Origin of the sequence: Pseudomonas entomophila, assembly GCF_018417595.1 — a bacterium.
Classification (GTDB): domain Bacteria; phylum Pseudomonadota; class Gammaproteobacteria; order Pseudomonadales; family Pseudomonadaceae; genus Aquipseudomonas; species Aquipseudomonas entomophila_C.
Window position 1 is genome coordinate 3,989,447 of the sequence record NZ_CP070982.1, and the last position, 21,773, is coordinate 4,011,219.

17 protein-coding genes and 1 pseudogene are annotated in these 21,773 nt (G+C 62.3%); 3 read left to right on the forward strand and 15 right to left on the reverse strand.

The window, feature by feature from the left end:
* Nucleotides 1-10 precede the first annotated feature (10 nt).
* Nucleotides 11-1,228, forward strand: coding sequence for a beta-ketoacyl-ACP synthase I (fabB, locus tag JYG34_RS17280; protein ID WP_054884044.1), 1,218 nt, complete (start codon nt 11-13; stop codon nt 1,226-1,228).
* A 104-nt stretch (nt 1,229-1,332) separates the two neighbouring features.
* On the opposite strand, the gene JYG34_RS26695 is transcribed toward fabB, so the two are convergent.
* Together JYG34_RS26695 and JYG34_RS26700 are read right to left on the reverse strand one after the other, a co-directional pair.
* On the reverse strand, nt 1,333-2,196 hold the full coding sequence (locus tag JYG34_RS26695) for a methyl-accepting chemotaxis protein (protein WP_434011739.1): 864 nt from the start codon (nt 2,194-2,196) through the stop codon (nt 1,333-1,335).
* Nucleotides 2,191-2,958: pseudogene (locus JYG34_RS26700) on the reverse strand (MCP four helix bundle domain-containing protein); the annotation flags it as partial. The pseudogene JYG34_RS26700 and the gene JYG34_RS26695, both read right to left, overlap by 6 nt.
* Nucleotides 2,959-3,226: 268 nt before the next feature.
* Here JYG34_RS26700 and JYG34_RS17290 point away from each other — a divergent pair.
* A complete protein-coding gene (locus tag JYG34_RS17290) occupies nt 3,227-4,090 on the forward strand; it encodes a pirin family protein (RefSeq protein ID WP_213657591.1) in 864 nt (287 codons plus the stop codon).
* 115 nt (nt 4,091-4,205) lie between these two features.
* Here JYG34_RS17290 and JYG34_RS17295 read toward each other — a convergent pair whose 3' ends face one another.
* From JYG34_RS17295 to JYG34_RS17310, 4 genes are all read right to left on the reverse strand, one after another.
* Nucleotides 4,206-4,931: a dienelactone hydrolase family protein gene (locus JYG34_RS17295; protein WP_213657592.1), complete on the reverse strand. Its 726-nt coding sequence runs from the start codon at nt 4,929-4,931 to the stop codon at nt 4,206-4,208.
* Between the two features lie 202 nt (nt 4,932-5,133).
* Nucleotides 5,134-7,041 carry a molecular chaperone HtpG gene (htpG, locus tag JYG34_RS17300; protein WP_213657593.1) on the reverse strand — a complete coding sequence of 636 codons (1,908 nt, stop codon included), beginning with the start codon at nt 7,039-7,041 and terminating at the stop codon, nt 5,134-5,136.
* Nucleotides 7,042-7,136: 95 nt separating this feature from the next.
* Nucleotides 7,137-7,595 carry a PaaI family thioesterase gene (locus tag JYG34_RS17305; RefSeq protein ID WP_213657594.1) on the reverse strand — a complete coding sequence of 153 codons (459 nt, stop codon included), beginning with the start codon at nt 7,593-7,595 and terminating at the stop codon, nt 7,137-7,139.
* Nucleotides 7,592-8,068, reverse strand: coding sequence for a PaaI family thioesterase (locus tag JYG34_RS17310; protein WP_213657595.1), 477 nt, complete (start codon nt 8,066-8,068; stop codon nt 7,592-7,594). Before JYG34_RS17310 ends, JYG34_RS17305 begins: the two co-directional genes overlap by 4 nt.
* 136 nt (nt 8,069-8,204) lie before the next feature.
* On the opposite strand from JYG34_RS17310, the gene JYG34_RS17315 reads away from it, so the two are divergent.
* Nucleotides 8,205-8,471, forward strand: coding sequence for a hypothetical protein (locus tag JYG34_RS17315; RefSeq protein ID WP_011534745.1), 267 nt, complete (start codon nt 8,205-8,207; stop codon nt 8,469-8,471).
* Between the two features lie 68 nt (nt 8,472-8,539).
* Here JYG34_RS17315 and JYG34_RS17320 read toward each other — a convergent pair whose 3' ends face one another.
* The 9 genes from JYG34_RS17320 to sdhA form a co-directional block, all read right to left on the reverse strand.
* Nucleotides 8,540-9,289: a DUF599 domain-containing protein gene (locus tag JYG34_RS17320; protein WP_213657596.1), complete on the reverse strand. Its 750-nt coding sequence runs from the start codon at nt 9,287-9,289 to the stop codon at nt 8,540-8,542.
* Between the two features lie 214 nt (nt 9,290-9,503).
* Nucleotides 9,504-10,817 (reverse strand): branched-chain amino acid transport system II carrier protein, encoded by a 1,314-nt coding sequence (brnQ, locus tag JYG34_RS17325; protein WP_213657597.1) that lies wholly within the window; start codon nt 10,815-10,817, stop codon nt 9,504-9,506.
* Between the two features lie 377 nt (nt 10,818-11,194).
* A complete protein-coding gene (sucD, locus tag JYG34_RS17330; protein ID WP_004376004.1) occupies nt 11,195-12,079 on the reverse strand; it encodes a succinate--CoA ligase subunit alpha in 885 nt (294 codons plus the stop codon).
* Nucleotides 12,079-13,245, reverse strand: a complete 1,167-nt coding sequence (gene sucC / locus JYG34_RS17335; protein WP_011534748.1) for an ADP-forming succinate--CoA ligase subunit beta — start codon at nt 13,243-13,245, stop codon at nt 12,079-12,081. Before sucC ends, sucD begins: the two co-directional genes overlap by 1 nt.
* 172 nt (nt 13,246-13,417) lie before the next feature.
* Entirely contained in the window at nt 13,418-14,854 is a 1,437-nt protein-coding gene (lpdA, locus tag JYG34_RS17340) for a dihydrolipoyl dehydrogenase (protein WP_011534749.1), read from the reverse strand.
* A gap of 95 nt (nt 14,855-14,949) precedes the next feature.
* Entirely contained in the window at nt 14,950-16,167 is a 1,218-nt protein-coding gene (odhB, locus tag JYG34_RS17345; protein ID WP_213657598.1) for a 2-oxoglutarate dehydrogenase complex dihydrolipoyllysine-residue succinyltransferase, read from the reverse strand.
* A 42-nt stretch (nt 16,168-16,209) separates the two neighbouring features.
* A complete protein-coding gene (locus tag JYG34_RS17350) occupies nt 16,210-19,041 on the reverse strand; it encodes a 2-oxoglutarate dehydrogenase E1 component (protein WP_213657599.1) in 2,832 nt (943 codons plus the stop codon).
* A gap of 243 nt (nt 19,042-19,284) precedes the next feature.
* Complete coding sequence (locus JYG34_RS17355) at nt 19,285-19,989, reverse strand: succinate dehydrogenase iron-sulfur subunit (protein WP_011534752.1); 705 nt, start codon at nt 19,987-19,989, stop codon at nt 19,285-19,287.
* 11 nt (nt 19,990-20,000) lie between these two features.
* On the reverse strand, nt 20,001-21,773 hold the full coding sequence (sdhA, locus tag JYG34_RS17360; protein ID WP_011534753.1) for a succinate dehydrogenase flavoprotein subunit: 1,773 nt from the start codon (nt 21,771-21,773) through the stop codon (nt 20,001-20,003).

Here is a 21,773-nt window from a genome sequence, read left to right on the forward strand (position 1 = left end):
GGTTATTCGCATGCGCCGCGTCGTGATCACTGGTCTGGGCATCGTATCGTGCCTGGGCAATGACAAAGCTACCGTCACCGAAAACCTGCGCAACAGCCGTCCGGGTATCCGTTACAACCCGGAATACAAGGAAATGGGGCTGCGTAGCCAGGTTTCCGGCTCCATCGACCTGAATCTGGAAGAGCTGATCGACCGCAAGGTCTATCGCTTCGTCGGCCACGCCGCCGCCTACGCGTATCTCGCCATGCAGGACGCGATCAAGGACGCCGGCCTGACCGAAGAGCAGATCTCCAACCCACGGACCGGCCTGGTCGCCGGTTCCGGTGGCGCCTCCACGCTGAACCAGATGGAAGCCCTGGACACCCTGCGCGAGAAAGGCGTCAAGCGTGTCGGCCCGTACCGTGTCACCCGCACCATGGGCAGCACCGTGTCGGCGTGCCTGGCCACCCCGTTCAAGATCAAGGGCATCAACTACTCGATTTCGTCGGCCTGTGCCACTTCCGCACACTGCATCGGCACCGCCCTGGAGCAGATCCAGTGGGGCAAGCAGGACATCGTCTTCGCCGGTGGCGGCGAAGAAGAGCACTGGAGCCAGTCGTTCCTGTTCGACGCCATGGGCGCCCTGTCGACCAAGCGCAACGAAACCCCGGAGCTGGCCTCGCGCGCCTACGACGCCGACCGTGATGGCTTCGTCATCGCCGGCGGCGGCGGCATGGTGGTGGTCGAGGAGCTGGAACACGCCCTGGCCCGTGGCGCCAAGATCTATGCCGAGATCGTCGGCTACGGCGCAACCTCCGACGGCTACGACATGGTCGCACCAAGCGGCGAAGGCGCGATCCGTTGCATGCAGCAGGCGCTGTCCACCGTCGACACCCCGATCGACTACCTGAACACCCACGGCACCTCCACGCCCGTCGGCGACGTCGCTGAGATGAAAGGCGTGCGTGAAGTGTTCGGCGACAAGGCACCGAAGATCAGCTCGACCAAGAGCCTCTCGGGCCACTCGCTGGGCGCCGCGGGCGTGCACGAGGCGATCTACTGCCTGCTGATGATGGAAAACAACTTCATCGCCGGCTCCGCCAACATCGACGAGCTGGACCCGGAAGTGGCCGACCTGCCGATCGTGCGCAAGACCGAAGACGCCAAGCTCACCACCGTGATGAGCAACAGCTTCGGCTTCGGTGGCACCAACGCCACCCTGGTGCTCAAGCGCTGGGAAGGCAAGTGATCGGTTGACCCGCTGAACAAAAACGCCCGGACTTGAGTCCGGGCGTTTTTGTTTTTGCCATCAGACAATGCAATGGTCTCTGCAGGAGCGGCACAAGGCCGCTCCTACACCGAGAACCGCTGCACCAGGGTGTTGAGGTCCACCGCCAGCCGCGACAGCGCCTGGCTGGCCGCCGAGGTCTCCTCGGCCCCCGCCGACGATTGGTGCGCCAGGTCACGGATGGTGGTCAGGTTGCGGTCCACCTCCCGCGCCACCTGAGCCTGTTGCTCCGACGCGCTGGCGATCACCAGGTTGCGCTCGTTGATCTGGCCGATGGCGCCAGCAATGGCCTCCAGCGCCGCTCCCGCCGCATGGGCGCCGTCGAGCGTAGAGCGGGCCTGGGCATCGCTCTGCTGCATTCCCTGCACCGCACGTTCGGCGCCACCACGAATGGCAACGATCATCTGTTCTATTTCATGGGTGGAGGTCTGCGTGCGGTGAGCCAGCGCGCGCACTTCGTCAGCGACCACGGCGAACCCGCGCCCGGCCTCGCCGGCCCGGGCCGCTTCGATGGCCGCATTGAGCGCCAACAGGTTGGTCTGCTCGGCGATCGAGCCGATCACATCCAGCACCTTGCTGATGTCGTGTACTTGCTGAGCCAGCCGACCGACCTCCTCGGCATTGCCCGCCACGCCACTGGCCAGCGTCTCGATGGCGATCACTGTCGCCTGGACCTGCTGGCGCCCCTCCCGGGCGATGCGATCGGATGCCTGGGACGCCTCGGACGTCGCCACGGCATTGCTGGCCACCTCCTCCACCGCGGCAGTCATCTGGTTGACGGCAGTCGCCGCCTGCTCGATCTCCTGGCTCTGCTGCTGCAAGCCACGCGTGGCATCTTCGGTCACCGCGCTGAGTTCCTCGGACGCCGAGGCCAGTTGGCTGGCCGAATCGGAAATCTGCCCGATGGTACTGCGCAGGCTTTGTTGCATGCTCTTGAGCGCTGCCAGCAGCCGCGCGGGCTCGTCATCCCCCTGCACGACGATCTGTGGCGTAAGGTCACCCGTGGCCACTGTCTCGGCCACCTGCAGCGATTGCCCCAGCGGGCGCACGATACTGCGGGTCAGGGCCAGGGCCAGCACCACCGTGAGGGTCAGGGCAATCACCAGCAGCACCCCGACCCAGACCTTCGCACCGTTGTACACCGCCTCGGCGAGGTCGGTGGCGGTGTTGGCATGGTGGTTGTTCAGCTCGATCAGCTCGTTGAGCGCCGCGGTCATCTGGTCGGCGATCTGGTTGATCTCGCCATTGACCAGTGTGGCCGCCGCGTCGATACGGCCTTCGGTGGCCAACTGCACCACCTGGCCCTGCAGGGTCATGTATTGGCGCTCCAGCCCCTGGTAGCGGTCGAACAGCGCACGCTCTTCAGGCAGCACGATCAACGCGTCGTAACGCTGCTGAGCCTGCACCAGACCGGTCTTGATCTCGTCGATGCGGGCACGGTTCTGCTGTTGCGCGACCGGGTCGGTGTTGACCAGCAGCCTCAGGGTGAGGGCACGGATACGCAGCATGTCCTGGGTCATCCGGCCGACCGAGATCACGCTGGGCAGCCAGTTGTCGTCCACCTGCTCGGACTGCTGGCGCATGCTGGTCATCTGCTGCAGCGCGAAACCGCCCAGCGCCACCACCAGCAAAGCCATCAGGCCAAAGCCCAGGCCCGCGCGGGGGGCGATGTTCAAGCGTCTAAGGCTCATTCCAGGCTCCTTCCCGAAGTGTGTAGATCCGTCGCCTATAGAAGGTATCGGGCCGCCGTGAATTTGCGTAAGACAAAAACGCGATATCAAAGCGCCATATCACGTGTATTCGCACTATTTTGTGACTTTTTGCTGCACTGCAAGGAAATTGCCCAACAACTTGCCACTCAGAGGTGCCGCAGGCCATACAGCGCTCACCAGAGGTTCAGTGCCTACCTGTGAACCGTTATGCTTGGAGCACCCTCCCCTCGCCGTTCGGAGTTTCTTCATGAGCAGCCCCTTGGTCATCCGTCCACGCGCCGAATCGGTCGAGGGCCAGCCGATCCTGCGCCCGTTACCAGCGGCTCAATGCCGTAGCGTCGGCCCGTTCGTATTCTTCGACCATATGCTCGAGACCGAATACGCCCCCGGCAGCGGCATGGATATTCGCCAGCACCCGCACATCGGCCTGTCGACCCTCACCTATCTGTTCGAGGGCGAGATCCAGCACAAGGACAGCCTGGGGTCGGACCAGCGCGTTCGACCGGGCGAAGTCAGCTGGATGACTGCGGGCGCCGGCGTGGCTCATGTGGAGCGCACGCCCGCCGACGTGCTGCGCAAGGGCTCGCGCCTGCATGGGCTGCAGGTCTGGTTGGCCTCGCCCCGCGAGCACGAGCAGGGTATGCCGAGCTACAGCCATCATCCGGCGGCGAGCCTGCCGGTCAGTGACAGCCTCGGCGTGCAGATCCGCATGATTGCCGGCAATGGTTTTTGCCTGGAGTCGCCAGTACCGGTGCTCTCCCCTACCCTGTATGCCCACGTGCACATGCAATCGGCCACGACGCTGGTGGTGCCCGACGAACATGTGCAGCGAGCACTGTATCTGCTGGACGGTGAGCTGCTCATGAACGGCGAGCAGGTCGAAGCCTGCAGCATGATCGTACTGCCGGAAGGGGAAGAGGTGACGCTGTATGCCGAGGAAGAATGCCAGATGGTGCTGATTGGCGGCGCGCCGCTGGATGGGCCGCGGCGGATGAACTGGAATTTTGTGGCCAGTGATGCGCAGCTGATCGAGCGAGCGCGGGCCAAGTGGGCTGCGGGGGATTGGCCGACGGTGCCGGGGGAAACTTCCAGAATCGAGTTGCCTCGCTGAATTGGGGCTGCGTTGCAGCCCTTTCGCGGCACAAGGCCGCTCCTACAGAAATACGCGTCCCCCTGTAGGAGCGGCCTTGTGCCGCGAAAGGGCCGCAAAGCGGCCCCTTGCGGTATCAGCGCTGGAACACTTCCTTGAGCAGGTTATGCATCGCGCGGAATGCCCGCTCCGATGTGCGTCGGTCGTACTGCATCTTGCCCGGCACGTTGGCATTCGGGTCGGTGAACGAGTGCACCGCACCGCCGTAGCTGAGCAACTGCCAGTCGACTTTGGCGGCGTTCATCTCCTCCTCGAAGGCCGGTAGCTGCTCTTTGGGCACCAGCGGGTCGGAGGCGCCATGAAGGACCAGCACCGAACCCTTGATGCGCTTGGCATCCTCCGGGTTTGGCGTGTCCAGGGTGCCATGGAATGAAACCGCAGCCTTCAGGTCAGCACCGGTGCGGGCCAGCTCCAGAGCACAACAGCCGCCGAAGCAGAAGCCGAAGGTAGCCACCTTGCCGGGCTCCAGCAAAGCCTTCGACTGCCCCACCAGTTGCGCCAGCGCCTCCTGCATGCGCTTGCGCAGTTCGCCGCGGTCGTTCTTCAGCGGCATCATCGCCGCGCCTGCCTCGTCAGCATTGGAGGGGCGCACCGACTGCCCGTAGAGGTCGGCGATCAGCACCACATAGCCTTGCTCGGCTACTTCCTTGGCGATACGTTCGGCACCCTCGCCGATACCCATCCAGTTCGGCGCCATCACCAGGCCCGGCTGCGGCAGCGCGCCCGGGGCGTAGACCAGGCGGCTTTCATAAGCCTTGCCAGACAGGTGATAGACCAGCGACTCGACGATGACCTTGCTCATTCAGCTCTCCTTGGGCTTGCACGGGAAAACATGAGGCCTGATTTTGCACAAGACCTGTAGGAGCGGGTTTACCCGCGAACACCGGCGAAGCCGGTGCCATGCACCGTAGCGCAGGCTTCGCGGGTAAACCCGCTCCCACAGGAAACAGACAAACCCCCTCAATAAAAAAAAGCCCGCCGAAGCGGGCTTTGTTTGCATCAACTCAAGCAGACAGCTCGACCAACAGCTTGTTCAGCCGACGAACGTAGGCTGCCGGGTCCTTCAGGCTGTCACCGGCCGCCAGCGCCGCCTGGTCGAACAGGATATGCGAAAGCTCCGCGAAGCGGTCTTCGCTCTGCTCGCCATCGAGTTTCTCGATCAGCGGGTGGGTCGGGTTGAACTCGAAGATCGGCTTCGAATCCGGCACCTTCTGCCCGCTGGCCTCAAGGATCTGACGCATCTGCAGGCCCAGGTCCTGCTCGCCGATGGCCAGGATCGCCGGGGAGTCGGTCAGACGGTGCGACACGCGCACTTCAGCGACGCTGTCACCCAGTGCGCCCTTCAGGCGCTCGACGAGGCCCTCTTTGTCCTTGGCGACTTCTTCCTGGGCTTTCTTGTCCTCTTCAGAATCCAGCTTGCCCAGGTCCAGGTCGCCACGGGCGACATCGACGAAAGCCTTGCCATCGAACTCGTTGAGGTAGCTCATCAGCCACTCGTCGATGCGGTCGGTCAGCAGCAGCACTTCGATGCCTTTCTTGCGGAAGACTTCCAGGTGCGGGCTGTTCTTGACCTGGGCATGGGATTCGCCCGTCAGGAAGTAGATCTTGTCCTGGCCTTCCTTGGCGCGCGCCAGGTAGTCGGCCAGGGCGACGCTCTGCTCGCCGCTGTCGTCCTGGGTGGAGGCGAAGCGCAGCAGGCCGGCAATCTTCTCCTTGTTGGCGAAGTCTTCGGCCGGGCCTTCTTTCATGACTTGGCCGAAGTTCTTCCAGAAGCCCTTGTATTCCTCGGGCTTGTCCTTCGCCAGCTTCTCCAGCATGTCCAGCACACGCTTGGTCAGCGCATTCTTCATCGAGTCGATGATCGGGTCTTTTTGCAGGATCTCGCGGGAGACGTTCAGCGACAGGTCGTTGGAATCGACAACACCCTTGATGAAGCGCAGGTACAGCGGCAGGAACGACTCGGCCTGGTCCATGATGAACACACGCTGCACATACAGCTTCAGACCACGTGGTGCTTCGCGCTGGTACAGGTCGAACGGCGCACGGGCCGGCACGTACAGCAACGAGCTGTACTCAAGCTTGCCTTCGACCTTGTTGTGGCTCCAGGACAGCGGGTTCTCGAAGTCATGGCCGATGTGCTTGTAGAACTCCTGGTACTCCTCGTCCTTCACTTCGGTGCGCGGACGGGTCCACAGGGCGCTGGCGCGGTTGACGGTTTCCCACTCCTGCGCCGGCTGCTCCTCGCCTTCGGCGGCCGCAGGCTGCTCCTTCGGCAGTTCGATCGGCAGGGCGATGTGGTCGGAGTACTTCTTGACGATGTTGCGCAGGCGCCAGCCATCGGCGAACTCGTCCTCGCCCTTTTTCAGGTGCAGGACGATGCGGGTACCGCGCTCTGGCTTGTCGACGGTGGCGACTTCGAACTCGCCCTCGCCTTTCGACGACCAGTGCACGCCCTCAGCAGCCGGCAGGCCGGCGCGACGGCTGAACACGTCGACCTTGTCGGCGACGATGAACGCGGAGTAGAAGCCCACGCCGAACTGGCCGATCAGGTGCGAATCCTTCTTCTGGTCACCGGTGAGGTTCTTCATGAAGTCGGCGGTGCCGGACTTGGCGATGGTGCCCAGGTGCGCGATGACGTCTTCGCGGCTCATGCCGATGCCGTTATCCTCGAGGGTCACGGTATTGGCGGCCTTGTCGAAGCTCACGCGAATCTTCAGCTCGGCGTCGCCTTCGAGCAGCTCGGGCTTGGCCAGGGCCTCGAAGCGCAGCTTGTCGGCGGCGTCGGAGGCGTTGGAGATCAGCTCGCGCAGGAAGATCTCCTTGTTCGAATACAGGGAATGGATCATGAGGTGCAGCAGTTGCTTCACCTCGGTCTGGAAGCCCAGGGTTTCTTTTTGAGTCTCCACACTCATGGTCTTCAAACTCCAATCTGTTGGTTGGTGACGCCTGGCGGACAAAAAAGGCCTGCTTTCAATGGCGGATGACCAGCAGATGGGGGCATGGCCGACTATTTCAAGGGCTTTTCAGGTTCTATCTTGAAATGCGCCCGCGCCGTGGCGATGGGGGCCTCGCGATCCCCCTGCCAGGCGGTGATGGCGACATTGGTCACGCGTCGGCCCTGGCGCCACAACTGGCACTGGGCATAGGTGTCGCGAAAGTGCCCGGCACGCAGGTAGTCGATGGAGAAATCGATGATCTTGGGAATGCTTGCGCTTTCGCTGTAGATCAACAGGTACAGCGCCGCGGACAGCTCCATGAAACCGGCGATCACGCCACCATGAATGGCCGGCAGCAACGGGTTGCCGATGTTGTCCGGGTTGGCCGGCAGGCGGAACAACAGGTCGTCGCCCTGGCGCTCGCACTCGATGCCGATCAACCCGGCATAGGGAATCAGCGCCAGCAAGGGCCGGTAGTCGCCGCGCGCATGGGCGGCGTTCAATTGCTGGCGGACGTCTGCGGGGATCATTCGCGCGGCTCCTTCAGGCTGTTGCCGAACCGAATGCCACCCTTGACCTCCGCCCCCAGGCGCATGAAGGTGCCGACCACCTGGCAAATGGGTTGATCAGGGTCGTCCTGGTAGGCGCTGCCACGGGTGAAGATCACATCGCGGGTGACCCGATAGCACTGGGCGTGGCCATAGATGTCCTTGCCCGCTTCGGCCGGGTGCATGTAGTCGATGCGCAGGTCCAGGGTCGGGCACACCTCGAAGCGCGGCAGCGCGCACAGGGTGGCCATGCCGCAGGTGGTGTCCATCAGGGTGGTCAAGGCGCCCCCATGCACCGCCCCGGTCTGCGGGTTGCCGACAATGGCCGGCGACCAGGGCAGCACCAGGGTCATGCCCTGCGCGTCGGCATGGTGCACGCGCATCTGCAGTAACTGGCAATGTTTCAAGGCTGAGAGAAAACGCTCGGCCATTGCCGTCAATGGGGTCTCGTTCATTGTCCACCGCTGCATAAATTCGGTAAAAAGTCTATATAGGTCGGGCAGTTATATATCTGTAACCTTTGTGGAACTTATTCACCCGGGGTGAACTCGAAGGAACAAGTAAAGTTATTCCACCCAGGAGATACACCCCATGCGTAAACCTTTTGCTTTTGCTCTGATGCTGGCCGCTGCCATGGGCCTGGCTGCTTGCGACAAGGCGAGCGAAGACAAAGCCCAGGACGCACAGCAACACGCCGAGCAAGCCCAGGAAAAAATGGGCGAAGCTCAGGATAAGATGAACGAAGCCGCCAAGGAAAACGCCGAAGCCGCCAAAGATCAGGCCGAAGCGCAGCAGAAGGCCGCCGAGGAAGCCGCTCCGGCCGCGCCAACTGCTCCAGCCGAGCCGGCCAAGCAGTAATCGACCAGAACGGAAAAACCCGACTCACGTCGGGTTTTTTTATGCCTGTCACTTTTGCTTGAAACGTTTCAGTTGGGCGCCCCCGAAGTTTCCCTGGGCAACTCGGTGGGGACATTTTCCGTTGGCGTGAACACCATGACTTCCAGCACATGGGAATGGAATTCGCGGCGATAAAGAATAAACACCACGGCCACGCTCATGACCATGAACAACCAGGGGCTGATGAACCAGCACAACATGACCATGCCGAAGTAATAGGAACGCAGCCCAAGGTTGAACTGGTTGGCCGCCAGCGATAGCACCCGCGCCGCTCGCGAGGCGAATGCCCTGCGCTCCTGCTCGCTGACCTGACGTTCGCCGATCATCGGCGCCGACCCTACCAGCACCGCGGCGAAGTTGTATTGGCGCATGCACCAGCTGAAGGTAAAGAAGGCATAGACGAAGACCATCGCCAGGCACAGCAGCTTGATCTCCGACATGCCCTGGGAGGCCTGCTGCACCAACGGCAGGTCGGCCAGCAGCGACAAGGCGCGATCGGACGCTCCGAGCACGGTGAGAATGCCGGCCAGGATGATCAGCGTGCTGGAGGCGAAGAACGAGGCATTGCGCTCGAGGTTGCCGATCACGCTGGCATCGGCGATGCGGTTGTCGCGCAGCAGCATGCGGCGCATCCAGTCCTCGCGGTACAGGTGCAGCACGCTGGCCAGGCAGGCCGTGTCGCGGCCCTTCCAGATGGCGTAGCGGGTGTAGCCACCCCAGCAGATGGCGAACCACAACGCGGCCAGCAGGTTGCCCAGGTTGTTTTGGATGAAGGTCATGCAAGCATCCCATAGAAAGAGAAACAGACCGGTTTTCGACGCCTGGTAGCGGTAAAAGACACGCTATCGAATAAAAATCGCAGGGCAAGCCTGCGGCAGTATCGCTACAGGCAACAAAAAACCCCGCTCCTTCACGGAAGCGGGGTTTCGATATCCACCAGTGGCGGACGCCCTTCGGCTTGTGGCCGGCGCCCACCCTTCGGGCTTCAATCCATCAAGCCAGCGCCTCGCGCGGCTTGCCGAGCATGCGGTCGCAGACCACGGCCAGGCCCAGGGTGATGACCGAAGGCACCAGCCAGGCCAGGCCCTGATCGCTCAGCGGCAGGTGGGCCATGGCGTCCGGCAGCATGTGCGCCAGGCTGCTGCCCTTGATGGCGTCGACCATGCCGAACACCAGCGACACCAGCATGACCGGGGCCAGGATACGCACTGGCGAATTCCACAGGTCCTTGACGAAGCTCAAGCCCACCACCACGATGCATGGCGGGTAGATGGCCGTCAGCACAGGGATCGAGAACATGATCAGCTTGGTCAGGCCAAGGTTGGAGATCAGCAGCGAGAAGCCGGCGAGGATCACCACCAGGGCACGGTACGACAGCGGCAGGATCTGGCTGAAGTACTCGGCGCAAGCACAGGTCAGACCGACCGCAGTCACCAGGCAAGCCAACGCGATCAGCACGGCGAGGAAACCACTGCCGAGCGAGCCGAAAGTATGCTGCACGTAGGCATGCAACACCGCGGCACCGTTGGTGGCGCCCATGGCGATTTCATGGCTGCCAGCCCCCAGGCGGAACAGGCTGACATACACCAGGGCCAGGCCGACACCGGCGATCAGGCCGGCGATGATGGCGTAGCGGGTGATCAGCTTCGGCGACTCCACGCCACGCGAGCGGATGGCGTTGACGATGACGATACCGAAGACCAGCGCACCCAAGGTGTCCATGGTCAGGTAGCCATTGATGAAGCCTTGCGAGAACGGCGCAGCAACATACTGCGGCTGGGCCTCGCCGATGGTACCGGCAGGCAGCGCGAAGGCGGCGATACCCAGCACGGCCAGGGCGATGATCTTCAGCGGCGCGAGGAAGCGGCCAACGGTATCGAGCAACTTGCCCGGATACATCGACACTGCCAGCACCACCAGGAAGTAGACCAGGCTGTAGATGAACAACGCCAGCGGGCTCTCACCCGTCAGCGGCGCCACGCCCACTTCGAACGAGACGGTCGCGGTGCGCGGGGTGGCGAACAGCGGGCCGACCGAGAGGTAGCACACGGCTGCCAGCAGGCCACCGAAGAACTTGCCGATCGGGCTGCTCAGGGCGTCCATGCCGCCACCGACCTTGGCCAGGGCGACCACGGTGATGACCGGCAGGCCCACGGCGGTGACCAGGAAGCCAAGCGCGGCCATCCACACGTGCGGACCGGATTGCAGGCCGACGATGGGCGGGAAGATGATGTTGCCGGCGCCTACGAAAAGCGCAAACGTCATAAAGCCAAGCGCCAGGATATCCTGGCCTTTTAACACTTTCATTTAAGGAAATACCACACTGCTGAAATCGGGAGTCGGAAGGGATTTCCCACAGGATTAAGGGAAATGCTGCCCGGCTTGGTGAGCCAGACCCGTTTAGCGTGTCGTTCCCTTTTGGGGTACGGGCACAGAGTGAACGCGTAGCCTACCTGTTTTACCCGACAAACGCACTGGCACAGTGCTGCTTGTCCGATGTGCGTATGTGTTTGTCGTCTGGTTGAACGTGTTGGACGAGAATTTATTGCTCATTTGGGTAGATGTCTGGTTGAAAACCCTGATAGCAGTGATCGGATATTCCGAAACCGCCGAGCCGCTCCTACAACAACGACAAAGGCCACCCGAAGGTGGCCTTTGTGCGCGTGGGGGGTACTACGTGTTACTTACTTCTTGACTTCCCAGCCAGTCAGCTCGGCCAGGGCCTTGCCGATGTCAGCCAGGGAACGCACGGTTTTCACACCAGCGTCCTGCAGGGCGGCGAACTTCTCGTCCGCAGTGCCCTTGCCACCAGAGATGATGGCGCCAGCGTGGCCCATGCGCTTGCCCGCAGGTGCGGTAACACCGGCGATGTAAGAGACGACAGGCTTGGTCACGTTGGCCTTGATGTAGGCCGCGGCTTCTTCTTCAGCGGAACCGCCGATCTCACCGATCATGACGATCGCTTCGGTCTTCGGGTCTTCCTGGAACAGCTTCAGGATGTCGATGAAGTTGGAGCCCGGGATCGGGTCACCGCCGATGCCGACGCAGGTCGACTGGCCGAAACCGGCGTCGGTGGTCTGCTTCACAGCTTCGTAAGTGAGGGTGCCGGAACGCGAAACGATACCGACCTTGCCTGGCAGGTGGATGTGACCTGGCATGATGCCGATCTTGCACTCGCCCGGAGTGATGACACCTGGGCAGTTAGGGCCGATGAGCGTTACACCCAGCTCGTCGCACTTGACCTTGGCGTCCAGCATGTCGAGGGTAGGGATACCCTCGGTGATGCAGACGATCAGCTTGATGCCACCGAAGGCGGCTTCCAGGATGGAGTCCTTGCAGAAAGGAGCCGGTACGTAGATGACCGACGCGTCAGCGCCGGTGGCTTCCACGGCTTCTTTCACGGTGTTGAACACCGGCAGGCCCAGGTGGGTGGTGCCACCCTTGCCTGGGGTGACGCCGCCGACCATCTTGGTGCCGTAGGCGATGGCTTGTTCGGAGTGGAAAGTACCCTGCGAGCCGGTGAAGCCCTGGCAGATGACTTTGGTGTCTTTATTGATCAGGACGCTCATTACTTGCCCTCCGCAGCTTTGACAACTTGTTGAGCAGCGTCGGTCAGGCTGGTTGCCGCAATGATGTTCAAACCGCTTTCTGCCAGTACTTTAGCGCCCAGTTCGGCGTTGTTGCCTTCGAGGCGAACGACGACCGGTACTTTGACGCCGACTTCTTTCACTGCACCGATGATGCCTTCGGCAATCATGTCGCAGCGAACGATGCCGCCGAAGATGTTGACCAGGACGGCCGCGACATTGCTGTCGGACAGAATGATCTTGAACGCTTCGGTAACGCGCTCTTTGGTAGCGCCGCCGCCGACGTCGAGGAAGTTGGCTGGCTTGCCGCCGTGCAGGTTGACGATGTCCATGGTACCCATGGCCAGGCCGGCACCATTGACCATGCAGCCGATGTTGCCTTCCAGCGCCACGTAGTTCAGTTCGAACTTGGCGGCGTGGGCTTCACGGGCGTCGTCCTGCGACGGGTCGTGGAAGGTCTTCAGCTTCGGTTGACGGTACATGGCGTTGGCGTCGATGTTGATCTTGGCATCGAGGCAGTGCAGGTCGCCGTCAGCCTTGATCACCAGCGGGTTCACTTCCAGCAGGGCCAGATCGTGATCCTTGAACAGCTTGGCCAGGCCTACGAAGATCTTGGCGAACTGTTGCACTTGCTTGCCTTCCAGACCCAGCTGGAACGCCAGTTCACGACCTTGGAACGGCTGAGCGCCGACCAGCGGATCGATGGTGGCCTTGAGGATCTTCTCAGGAGTCTCGTGAGCGACTTTCTCGATGTCCACGCCACCTTCGGTGGAAGCCATGAACACGATGCGGCGGCTCGAACGGTCCACTACAGCGCCCAGGTACAGCTCTTTGGCGATGTCAGTGCAGGATTCGACCAGGATCTTGGAAACTGGCTGACCATTGGCGTCGGTCTGGTAGGTTACCAGGTTCTTGCCCAGCCACTGTGCAGCGAACGCCTTGGCGTCTTCCTTGCTGCGAACCAGCTTTACGCCGCCCGCTTTGCCGCGACCACCGGCGTGGACCTGGGCTTTGACGACCCACTCCGAACCGCCGATCTTGTCGCAGGCTTCTGCCGCTTGCTCAGGGGTATCGACTGCGAAACCCTTGGAAACTGGCAGGCCGTATTCAGCGAACAGCTGCTTACCCTGATACTCGTGAAGATTCATGCTTTTTACCGTCTTCGTTAGGTACTGCGCTTCGGCGCTGCGCCATTACTGGCGCCGCACCACCTGTGACCGTTGACCCCGGGTTTTCCCGTGTGATCCGGTCCGGCGGACGTTCCGCGGTGAGTCTTGCACGCAAGACCCACGACGGGCAGCCCGCCGTGGTTTCTTATAATTAACGCTTCTTACGGTTGGCGACGTGAATGGCACCGCCATTCACCGCCAGCGCTGCTTCATGCAGCGCTTCGGACAGGGTCGGATGGCTGAAGACCATCATGCCCAGGTCCTCGGCACTGGTGCCGAATTCCATTGCGATCGCGCCCTGCTGCACCAGCTCCGCAGCCGATGGGCCGATCACGTGAACACCCAGTACGCGGTCGGTCTTGGCGTCGGCGATGACCTTGACGAAACCGCCGGTATCGTTGGCTGCCATCGCACGGCCGCTGGCCGCGAACGGGAAGGTGCCCACGTTAACCTCAACGCCTTCGGCTTTCAACGCCTGTTCGGTCTTGCCGACCCACGCGATTTCCGGGTGGGTGTAGATGACCGACGGGATCAGGTCGTAGTTCATCTGGGCTTTGTGGCCCTTGATGCGCTCGACGACCATGATGCCCTCTTCCGAGGCCTTGTGCGCCAGCATCATGCCGCGCACCACGTCACCGATGGCGTAGACGCCCGGTACGCTGGTAGCGCAGTGATCGTCGACGAAGATGTAGCCGCGCTCGTCGATGGTCACGCCGCTGTCGGCGGCCAGCAGGTCGGTGGTCACCGGACGACGGCCGACCGCGACGATCAGCTTGTCGAAGGTGATCTTCTGCTCGCCTTCGGCGTTGGTGTAGGTGACTTCGACTTCGTTGCCGTTGACTTTCGAGCCGGTGACGCGAGCGCCCAGCTTGATGTCCAGGCCTTGCTTGGTCAGGGTTTTCTGGGCTTCTTTCGACACGGCGGTGTCGGCAGCCATCAGGAAGGTGTCCAGGGCTTCCAGGACAGTGACTTCGGCACCCAGGCGAGCCCAGACCGAACCCAGCTCCAGGCCGATCACGCCAGCGCCGATGACGCCCAGGCGCTTGGGAACCGATTGGAATTCCAGGGCGCCGGTGGAGTCGACGATGACGTTCTGGTCGACCGGAGCCGGCGGAATGTCGATCGGACGCGAGCCGGAGGCCAGGATCACGTTCTCGGCTTCGATGATTTCAGTGGTGCCGTCAGCCTTGGTGACTTCGACCTTCTTGCCGGCCAGCAGCTTGCCGTGGCCCTGGATCGAAGTGACGCCGTTGGCCTTGAACAGGGTGGCGACGCCACCGGTCAGGTTCTTGACGATGCCAGCCTTGCGGCCGACCATCGCGGCAACGTCCATCTTCACTTCGCCAGTGGAGATGCCGTGCACGTTGAAGCTCTCTTTGGCTTCCTTGTACTTCCAGGAGCTGTCCAGCAGAGCCTTGGAAGGAATGCAACCCACGTTCAGGCAGGTACCGCCCAGGGCCAGCTTGCCCTCGGCGTCGGTGTATTTCTCGATGCAGGCGGTGCTGAAGCCGAGCTGTGCGGCCTTGATCGCGGCCACGTAGCCGCCAGGACCTGCACCAATCACTACCACGTCGAATTTCTGGGTCATAAAAGATTCCTTTTTAGCTTCAAGCAGCAAGCTGCAAGCTGCAAGACGAGCACGCTTCTACTTGAAGCTTGCCGCTTGCAGCTTGCAACTGAGCGTTAGATGTCCAGCAGCAGGCGAGACGGATCTTCCAGCAGGTTCTTGATAGTTACCAGGAAGGTTACCGCTTCCTTGCCGTCGATCAGGCGGTGGTCGTAGGACAGCGCGAGATACATCATCGGGCGGATCACCACTTGGCCATTGATGGCCATCGGGCGCTGGATGATGTTGTGCATGCCCAGGATCGCGGCCTGCGGCGGGTTGACGATCGGGGTCGACATCATCGAGCCGAAGGTACCACCGTTGGTGATGGTGAAGGTACCGCCAGTCATCTCTTCGATGGCCAGCTTGCCGTCACGGGCCTTCTTGCCGAAGGTGGCGATGCCGTTCTCGATCTCGGCCAGCGACATCGATTCGGCGTTGCGCAGTACCGGAACCACCAGGCCGCGGTCGCTGGAAACAGCGACGCCGACGTCAGCGAAACCGTGGTAGACGATGTCGTTGCCGTCGATCGAGGCGTTGACCGCCGGGAAGCGCTTCAGCGCTTCAGTAGCCGCCTTGACGAAGAACGACATGAAGCCCAGGCGCACGCCGTTGTGGGTCTTCTCGAACAGGTCCTTGTACTTCGAACGCAGGGCCATGACTTCGGTCATGTCGACTTCGTTGAAGGTGGTCAGCATGGCCATGTTCGACTGTGCTTCGACCAGACGCTCGGCGATCTTGGCGCGCAAGCGGGTCATCGGTACGCGCTTCTCGGTGCGGTCGCCAGCGGCAACGACAACCGGAGCAGCGGCGGCAGCGGCAGGCTTGGCGGCTGGAGCCGGGGCCGACTTTTTATTGGAGACAGCGGCAACCACGTCTTCCTTGGTGATACGACCGCCTTTGCCGGTGCCGGCAACGGTAGCCAGGTCGATACCGTTCTCTTCAGCCAGCTTGCGCGCGGCTGGAGCGGCGACCGGGTCGTCTTCGCCAGCGTCGGCGGCAGCGGCAGCCGGAGCAGCAGCGGCCGCAGCGGCCGGAGCGGCTGCGGTGGCAGCACCACCTTCAACGATCGAGCCCAGGACTTCGTCGGACAGGACGGTGTCGCCCTCGCCCTTGACGATGGCGCCCAGCACGCCGTCGGCGGTGGCCAGGACTTCCAGGACGACCTTGTCGGTCTCGATGTCGACGATCAGCTCGTCACGCTTGACGGCGTCGCCCGGCTGCTTGTGCCAGGTGGCAACGGTGCCATCGGCAACCGATTCCGGGAAGGTTGGGGCTTTGATCTCGATAGCCATTATCTGTGTTTCCTTAAATTCGGTTTCAGGTGCGCGAAAGCGTTAGACAGTGAACGCGTCTTGCAGCAGTTTTTCCTGCTGTTCGGCGTGCTTCGATGCGTAACCACAGGCAGGCGCGGCGGAAGCGTCGCGGCCGGCGTATTCCAGGACCAGCGCCTTGTTGTGGCGGCCCAGGATACGGCGCATGTGGTGCTGGCTGCTGTACCAGGCACCCTGGTTCATCGGCTCTTCCTGACACCAGACCGCATGCTTGAGGTTGGTGTAAGGGGCGAGGATTTCGACCAGGTCGTCCTCAGGGAACGGATACAGCTGCTCGATACGCACGATGGCGATGTCTTCGCGGCCTTCGGCACGGCGTTTTTCCAGCAGGTCGTAGTAGACCTTGCCGCTGGCCAGCACCAGGCGCTCGACCTTGGCCGGATCGAGGGTGTCGATTTCCGGGATCACGGTCTGGAACGAGCCTTCGGCCAGGTCTTCCAAGGTCGAGATGGCCAGCTTGTGGCGCAGCAGCGATTTCGGTGTCAGCACGATCAGCGGCTTGCGCAGCGGACGGATGACCTGACGACGCAGCAGGTGGTAGATCTGTGCCGGGGTGGTCGGTACGCAAACCTGGATGTTGTGCTCGGCGCACAGCTGCAGGTAGCGCTCCAGGCGCGCGGACGAGTGCTCAGGGCCCTGGCCTTCGTAGCCGTGCGGCAGCAGCATGGTCAGCCCGCACAGACGGCCCCACTTGTGCTCGCCACTGGTGATGAACTGGTCGATCACTACTTGCGCACCGTTGGCGAAGTCGCCGAACTGGGCTTCCCAGATCACCAGCGCGTTCGGCGTGGTGGTCGAGTAGCCGTATTCGAAGGCCAGCACGGCTTCTTCCGAGAGGAAGGAGTCGTACAGCTCGAACTTCGGTTGGCCCGGGAACAGGTTCTGCAGCGGGATGTAGGTGCTGGCGTCCTTCTGGTTGTGCAGCACCGCGTGACGGTGCGAGAAGGTGCCACGGCCGATGTCCTGGCCGGTCATGCGGATCGGGTGACCTTCGAACTGCAGCGTGGCGTAGGCCATGGTCTCCGCGTAGCCCCAGTTGATCGGCAAGCCACCGGCCTGCATCTTCTGGCGGTCTTCGTAGATCTTCGCCACCTGGCGCTGGACGACGAAGCCTTCCGGCAGTTCCAGCAGCTTGGCCGACAGGTCCTGAAGGGTCTTGAGGTCGAAGCGGGTGTCGTGACGCGCGGTCCAGGCATGGCCCAGGTACGGACGCCAGTCGACGAACAGCTCGCGGTTGGGTTCCTTGACCAGGCTCTTCACTACGTGCAGGCCGTTGTCCAGCGCGTTGCGGTACTCGTCGATCTTGGCCTGGGCGCGCTCGGCATCGATGCGGCCGGCCTGGATCAGCGCGTCGGCGTACAGTTCACGGGTGGTGCGCTGCTTGCTGATCTGCTGGTACATCAGTGGCTGGGTGCCGTTGGGTTCGTCGGCCTCGTTGTGGCCGCGACGACGGTAGCAGACCAGGTCGATGACCACGTCACGCTTGAACTGCATGCGGTAGTCGACGGCCAGCTGAGTGACGAACAGCACCGCTTCCGGATCGTCGCCGTTCACGTGCAGGATCGGCGCCTGGATCATCTTGGCAACGTCGGTGGCGTACTCGGTGGAACGCGAGTCCAGCGGGTTGCTGATGGTGAAACCAACCTGGTTGTTGATCACGATGTGCACGGTACCGCCGGTCTTGAAACCGCGGGTCTGCGACATCTGGAAGGTTTCCATGACCACGCCCTGGCCGGCGAACGCAGCATCACCGTGGATCGAGATCGGCAGGACCTTGTCACCCACGGTGTCGTTGCGACGGTCCTGACGGGCGCGAACCGAACCTTCCACCACTGGCGAGACGATTTCCAGGTGAGAGGGGTTGAACGCCATGGCCAGGTGGACTTCGCCACCGGGGGTCATCACGTTGGAGGAGAAGCCCTGGTGATACTTCACGTCACCGGAGCCCAGCTCGTTCATCTTCTTGCCTTCGAACTCGTCGAACAGCTCGCGCGGGTTCTTGCCGAAGGTGTTGACGAGCACGTTCAGGCGGCCACGGTGGGCCATGCCGATCACGACTTCCTTGGTGCCGTAGGAGCCGGAACGCTGGATCATTTCGTCCAGCATCGGGATCAGGCTTTCGCCACCCTCGAGGCCGAAGCGCTTGGTGCCCGGGTACTTGGTGCCCAGGTACTTCTCCAGGCCCTCACCGGCCGTGACGCGCTCGAGCAGATGGGTCTGCACATCGGCGGAGAATTCCGGACGACCACGTACGCTTTCCAGGCGCTGCTGGAACCAGCTGCGCTGCTCGGAATCGACGATGTGGGTGAACTCGGCGCCAATGGTGCGACAATATGTCTTCTGCAGCGCTTCGAAGATTTCGCGTAGGCTCGCTTCCTCTTTGCCGATGAACAGGTCGCCGGCACGGAAGGTCGTATCAAGATCGGCATTGGTCAAGCCGTAGTGATTGATCGACAGGTCTACGGGCGCAGGACGCTGCCACAACCCCAACGGGTCGAGCTTGGCAGCCTGATGGCCGCGCATACGATAGGCCTGGATCAGTCGCAGCACTTCAACCTGCTTCTTCTCGTGTTCACTGCTCACGCTCCCGGCGGAAACCGGTTGGGCGCGGCGCTGGTTCTTTGCCAGCAGTACGAAATGGTCGCGGATCGTCGAGTGCGATACATCGGTAGCGGTGCTGCCGTCGGCGGGCAACTTCTGGAAGTAAGTGCGCCACTCTTCTGGCACAGCGTTAGGGTCGTGCAGGTAGAGCTCATAAAGCTCTTCCACATATGCAGCGTTACCACCTGAAAGGTGGGCGCTATCCCACATGCGCTGCATCACGCTTTCTTGCATGCTTGGTCACCCTCGGTTAGGGGACTGATCGGCGAGAGCCACAGCAAACCTGGAAAAGTCCGAACACAGCGACTGAACCACGCCACCTGGATCCTGCTGATTTTCCGGGTACCAGCCCGGAAGCCCCTGCTGGTCTCATATCTTCATAGGTAATGAGCGCGGGCTTTGTGGGCCCTTGCTCGGGTTTACCTCAGTGCGGGCGCGGCGCCCGCACCGAGGTTTACTGCAGGTACAACGTTTGAATCAGGTGCCGCTTTGCAGCAGCATGTTACGTACGTGGCCGATCGCCTTGGTCGGGTTCAGACCCTTCGGGCAGACGTTCACGCAGTTCATGATCCCGCGGCAGCGGAATACGCTGAACGGGTCATCCAGGGACGCCAGGCGCTCCTGGGTCTTGGTGTCACGGCTGTCGGCCAGGAAGCGATAGGCCTGCAGCAGGGCGGCGGGGCCCAGGAACTTGTCCGGGTTCCACCAGAACGATGGGCAGGAAGTCGAGCAGCAGGCGCACAGGATGCACTCGTACAGACCGTCCAGCTTGTCGCGATCTTCCGGCGACTGCAGACGCTCGATGGCCGGGGCCGGGGTGTCGTTCTGCAGGAACGGCTTCACCTTCTCGTACTGCTTGTAGAAGATGCTCATATCGACGACCAGGTCACGGATAACCGGCAGACCTGGCAGCGGGCGCAGGATCAACTTGTTACCTTTTACGACAGCGGACAGCGGCGTGATGCACGCCAGGCCGTTCTTGCCGTTGATGTTCATGCCGTCGGAACCGCACACGCCTTCACGGCAGGAGCGACGGTACGAGAAGCCCTCGTCCTGCTCCTTGATCAGCGCCAGCACGTCCAGGACCATCAGATCCTTGCCGCCGGTGTCGACCTGGAAGGTCTGCATCTTGGGGGCCGAATCGGTGTCCGGGTTGTAACGATAAACTTCGACTTGCAACATAGCGGCCACCCTTAGTAAGTCCGGACTTTTGGTTCGAAGGCAGGAACTGTCTTCGGCGCAAAGTTGACGCCACGCTTGGCGACGCGCTTCTCACCCGGGTAGTACAGGGTGTGGCACAGCCAGTTCTCGTCGTCACGGTCTTCGAAGTCTTCACGGGCGTGCGCGCCGCGGGATTCTTTACGGGCTTCAGCGGCAATCGCGGTCGCTTCGGCGACTTCCAGCAGGTTCTGCAGCTCCAGCGCTTCGATACGCGCGGTGTTGAAGGCCTGGGACTTGTCGTTGATCTTGACGTTGGCGATGCGGTCACGCAGGCCGGCCAGCTGCTCGATACCCTTCTGCATGTATTCGCCGGTACGGAATACACCGAAGTAGTTCTGCATGCAGCTCTGCAGCTCGCGCTTGAGGCTGGCGACGTCTTCGCCGGTGGTGCGCTCGTTGAGCTTGTTCAGGCGGTTCAGGGCCACTTCGACGTCGGTGTCGCTGGCGTCGCGGTACTCGACGCCGTCGCTCAGCGCCTTCTCCAGGTGCAGGCCGGCGGCACGGCCGAAGACCACCAGGTCGAGCAGCGAGTTGCCGCCCAGGCGGTTGGCACCGTGGACCGATACGCACGCCACTTCACCCACGGCGAACAGACCCGGGATGATGTGGTCGTTGCCTTCGGCGTCCATGGTGATGGCCTGGCCATGAATGTTGGTGGCAACGCCGCCCATCATGTAGTGGCAGGTCGGGATGACCGGTACCGGCGCGACCACTGGGTCGACGTGGGCGAAGGTCTTCGACAGCTCGCAGATACCTGGCAGGCGGCTGTGCAGCACTTCCTCGCCCAGGTGGTCCAGCTTCAGCAGTACGTGGTCCTTGTTCGGGCCCACGCCGTTGCCGGCGATGATCTCTTTGACCATGGAACGGGCAACCACGTCGCGGCCGGCCAGGTCTTTCGCGTTTGGCGCGTAACGCTCCATGAAGCGCTCGCCATGGGCGTTGATCAGGTAGCCACCCTCACCGCGGCAGCCCTCGGTAACCAGTACACCGGCGCCGGCGATACCGGTCGGGTGGAACTGCCACATCTCGATGTCCTGCACCGGCACGCCGGCACGCAGGGCCATGCCGACACCGTCGCCGGTGTTGATCAGGGCGTTGGTGGTGGAGGCGTAGATACGGCCGGCACCGCCAGTGGCCAGTACGGTGGCCTTCGACTTGATGTACATGGTTTCGCCGGTTTCGATGCAGATCGCGATCACACCGACGAAGGCGCCGTCCTGGTTCTTCACCAGGTCAACGGCGTAGTACTCGTTGAGGAAGGTGGTGCCTGCCTTCAGGTTGCCCTGGTACAGGGTGTGCAGCAGCGCGTGACCGGTACGGTCGGAGGCTGCGCAGGTACGGGCGGCCTGGCCACCTTTACCGAAGTCCTTGGACTGGCCACCGAACGGACGCTGGTAGATACGGCCGGTTTCGGTACGCGAGAACGGCAGGCCCATGTGGTCCAGCTCGAAGACCGCGGCCGGGCCTTCCTGACACATGTATTCGATAGCGTCCTGGTCACCGATGTAGTCGGAACCCTTGACGGTATCGTACATGTGCCAGCGCCAGTCGTCGTTCGGGTCGGCCGAAGCGATGGCGCAGGTGATGCCGCCCTGGGCGGAAACGGTGTGCGAACGGGTCGGGAACACCTTGGTGACTACGGCAGTCTTGTGGCCGCCTTGAGCCAGTTGCAGCGCTGCGCGCATGCCTGCCCCGCCGCCACCGATGATGATGGCGTCGAAGGAAATGGTTGGAATGTTAGCCAT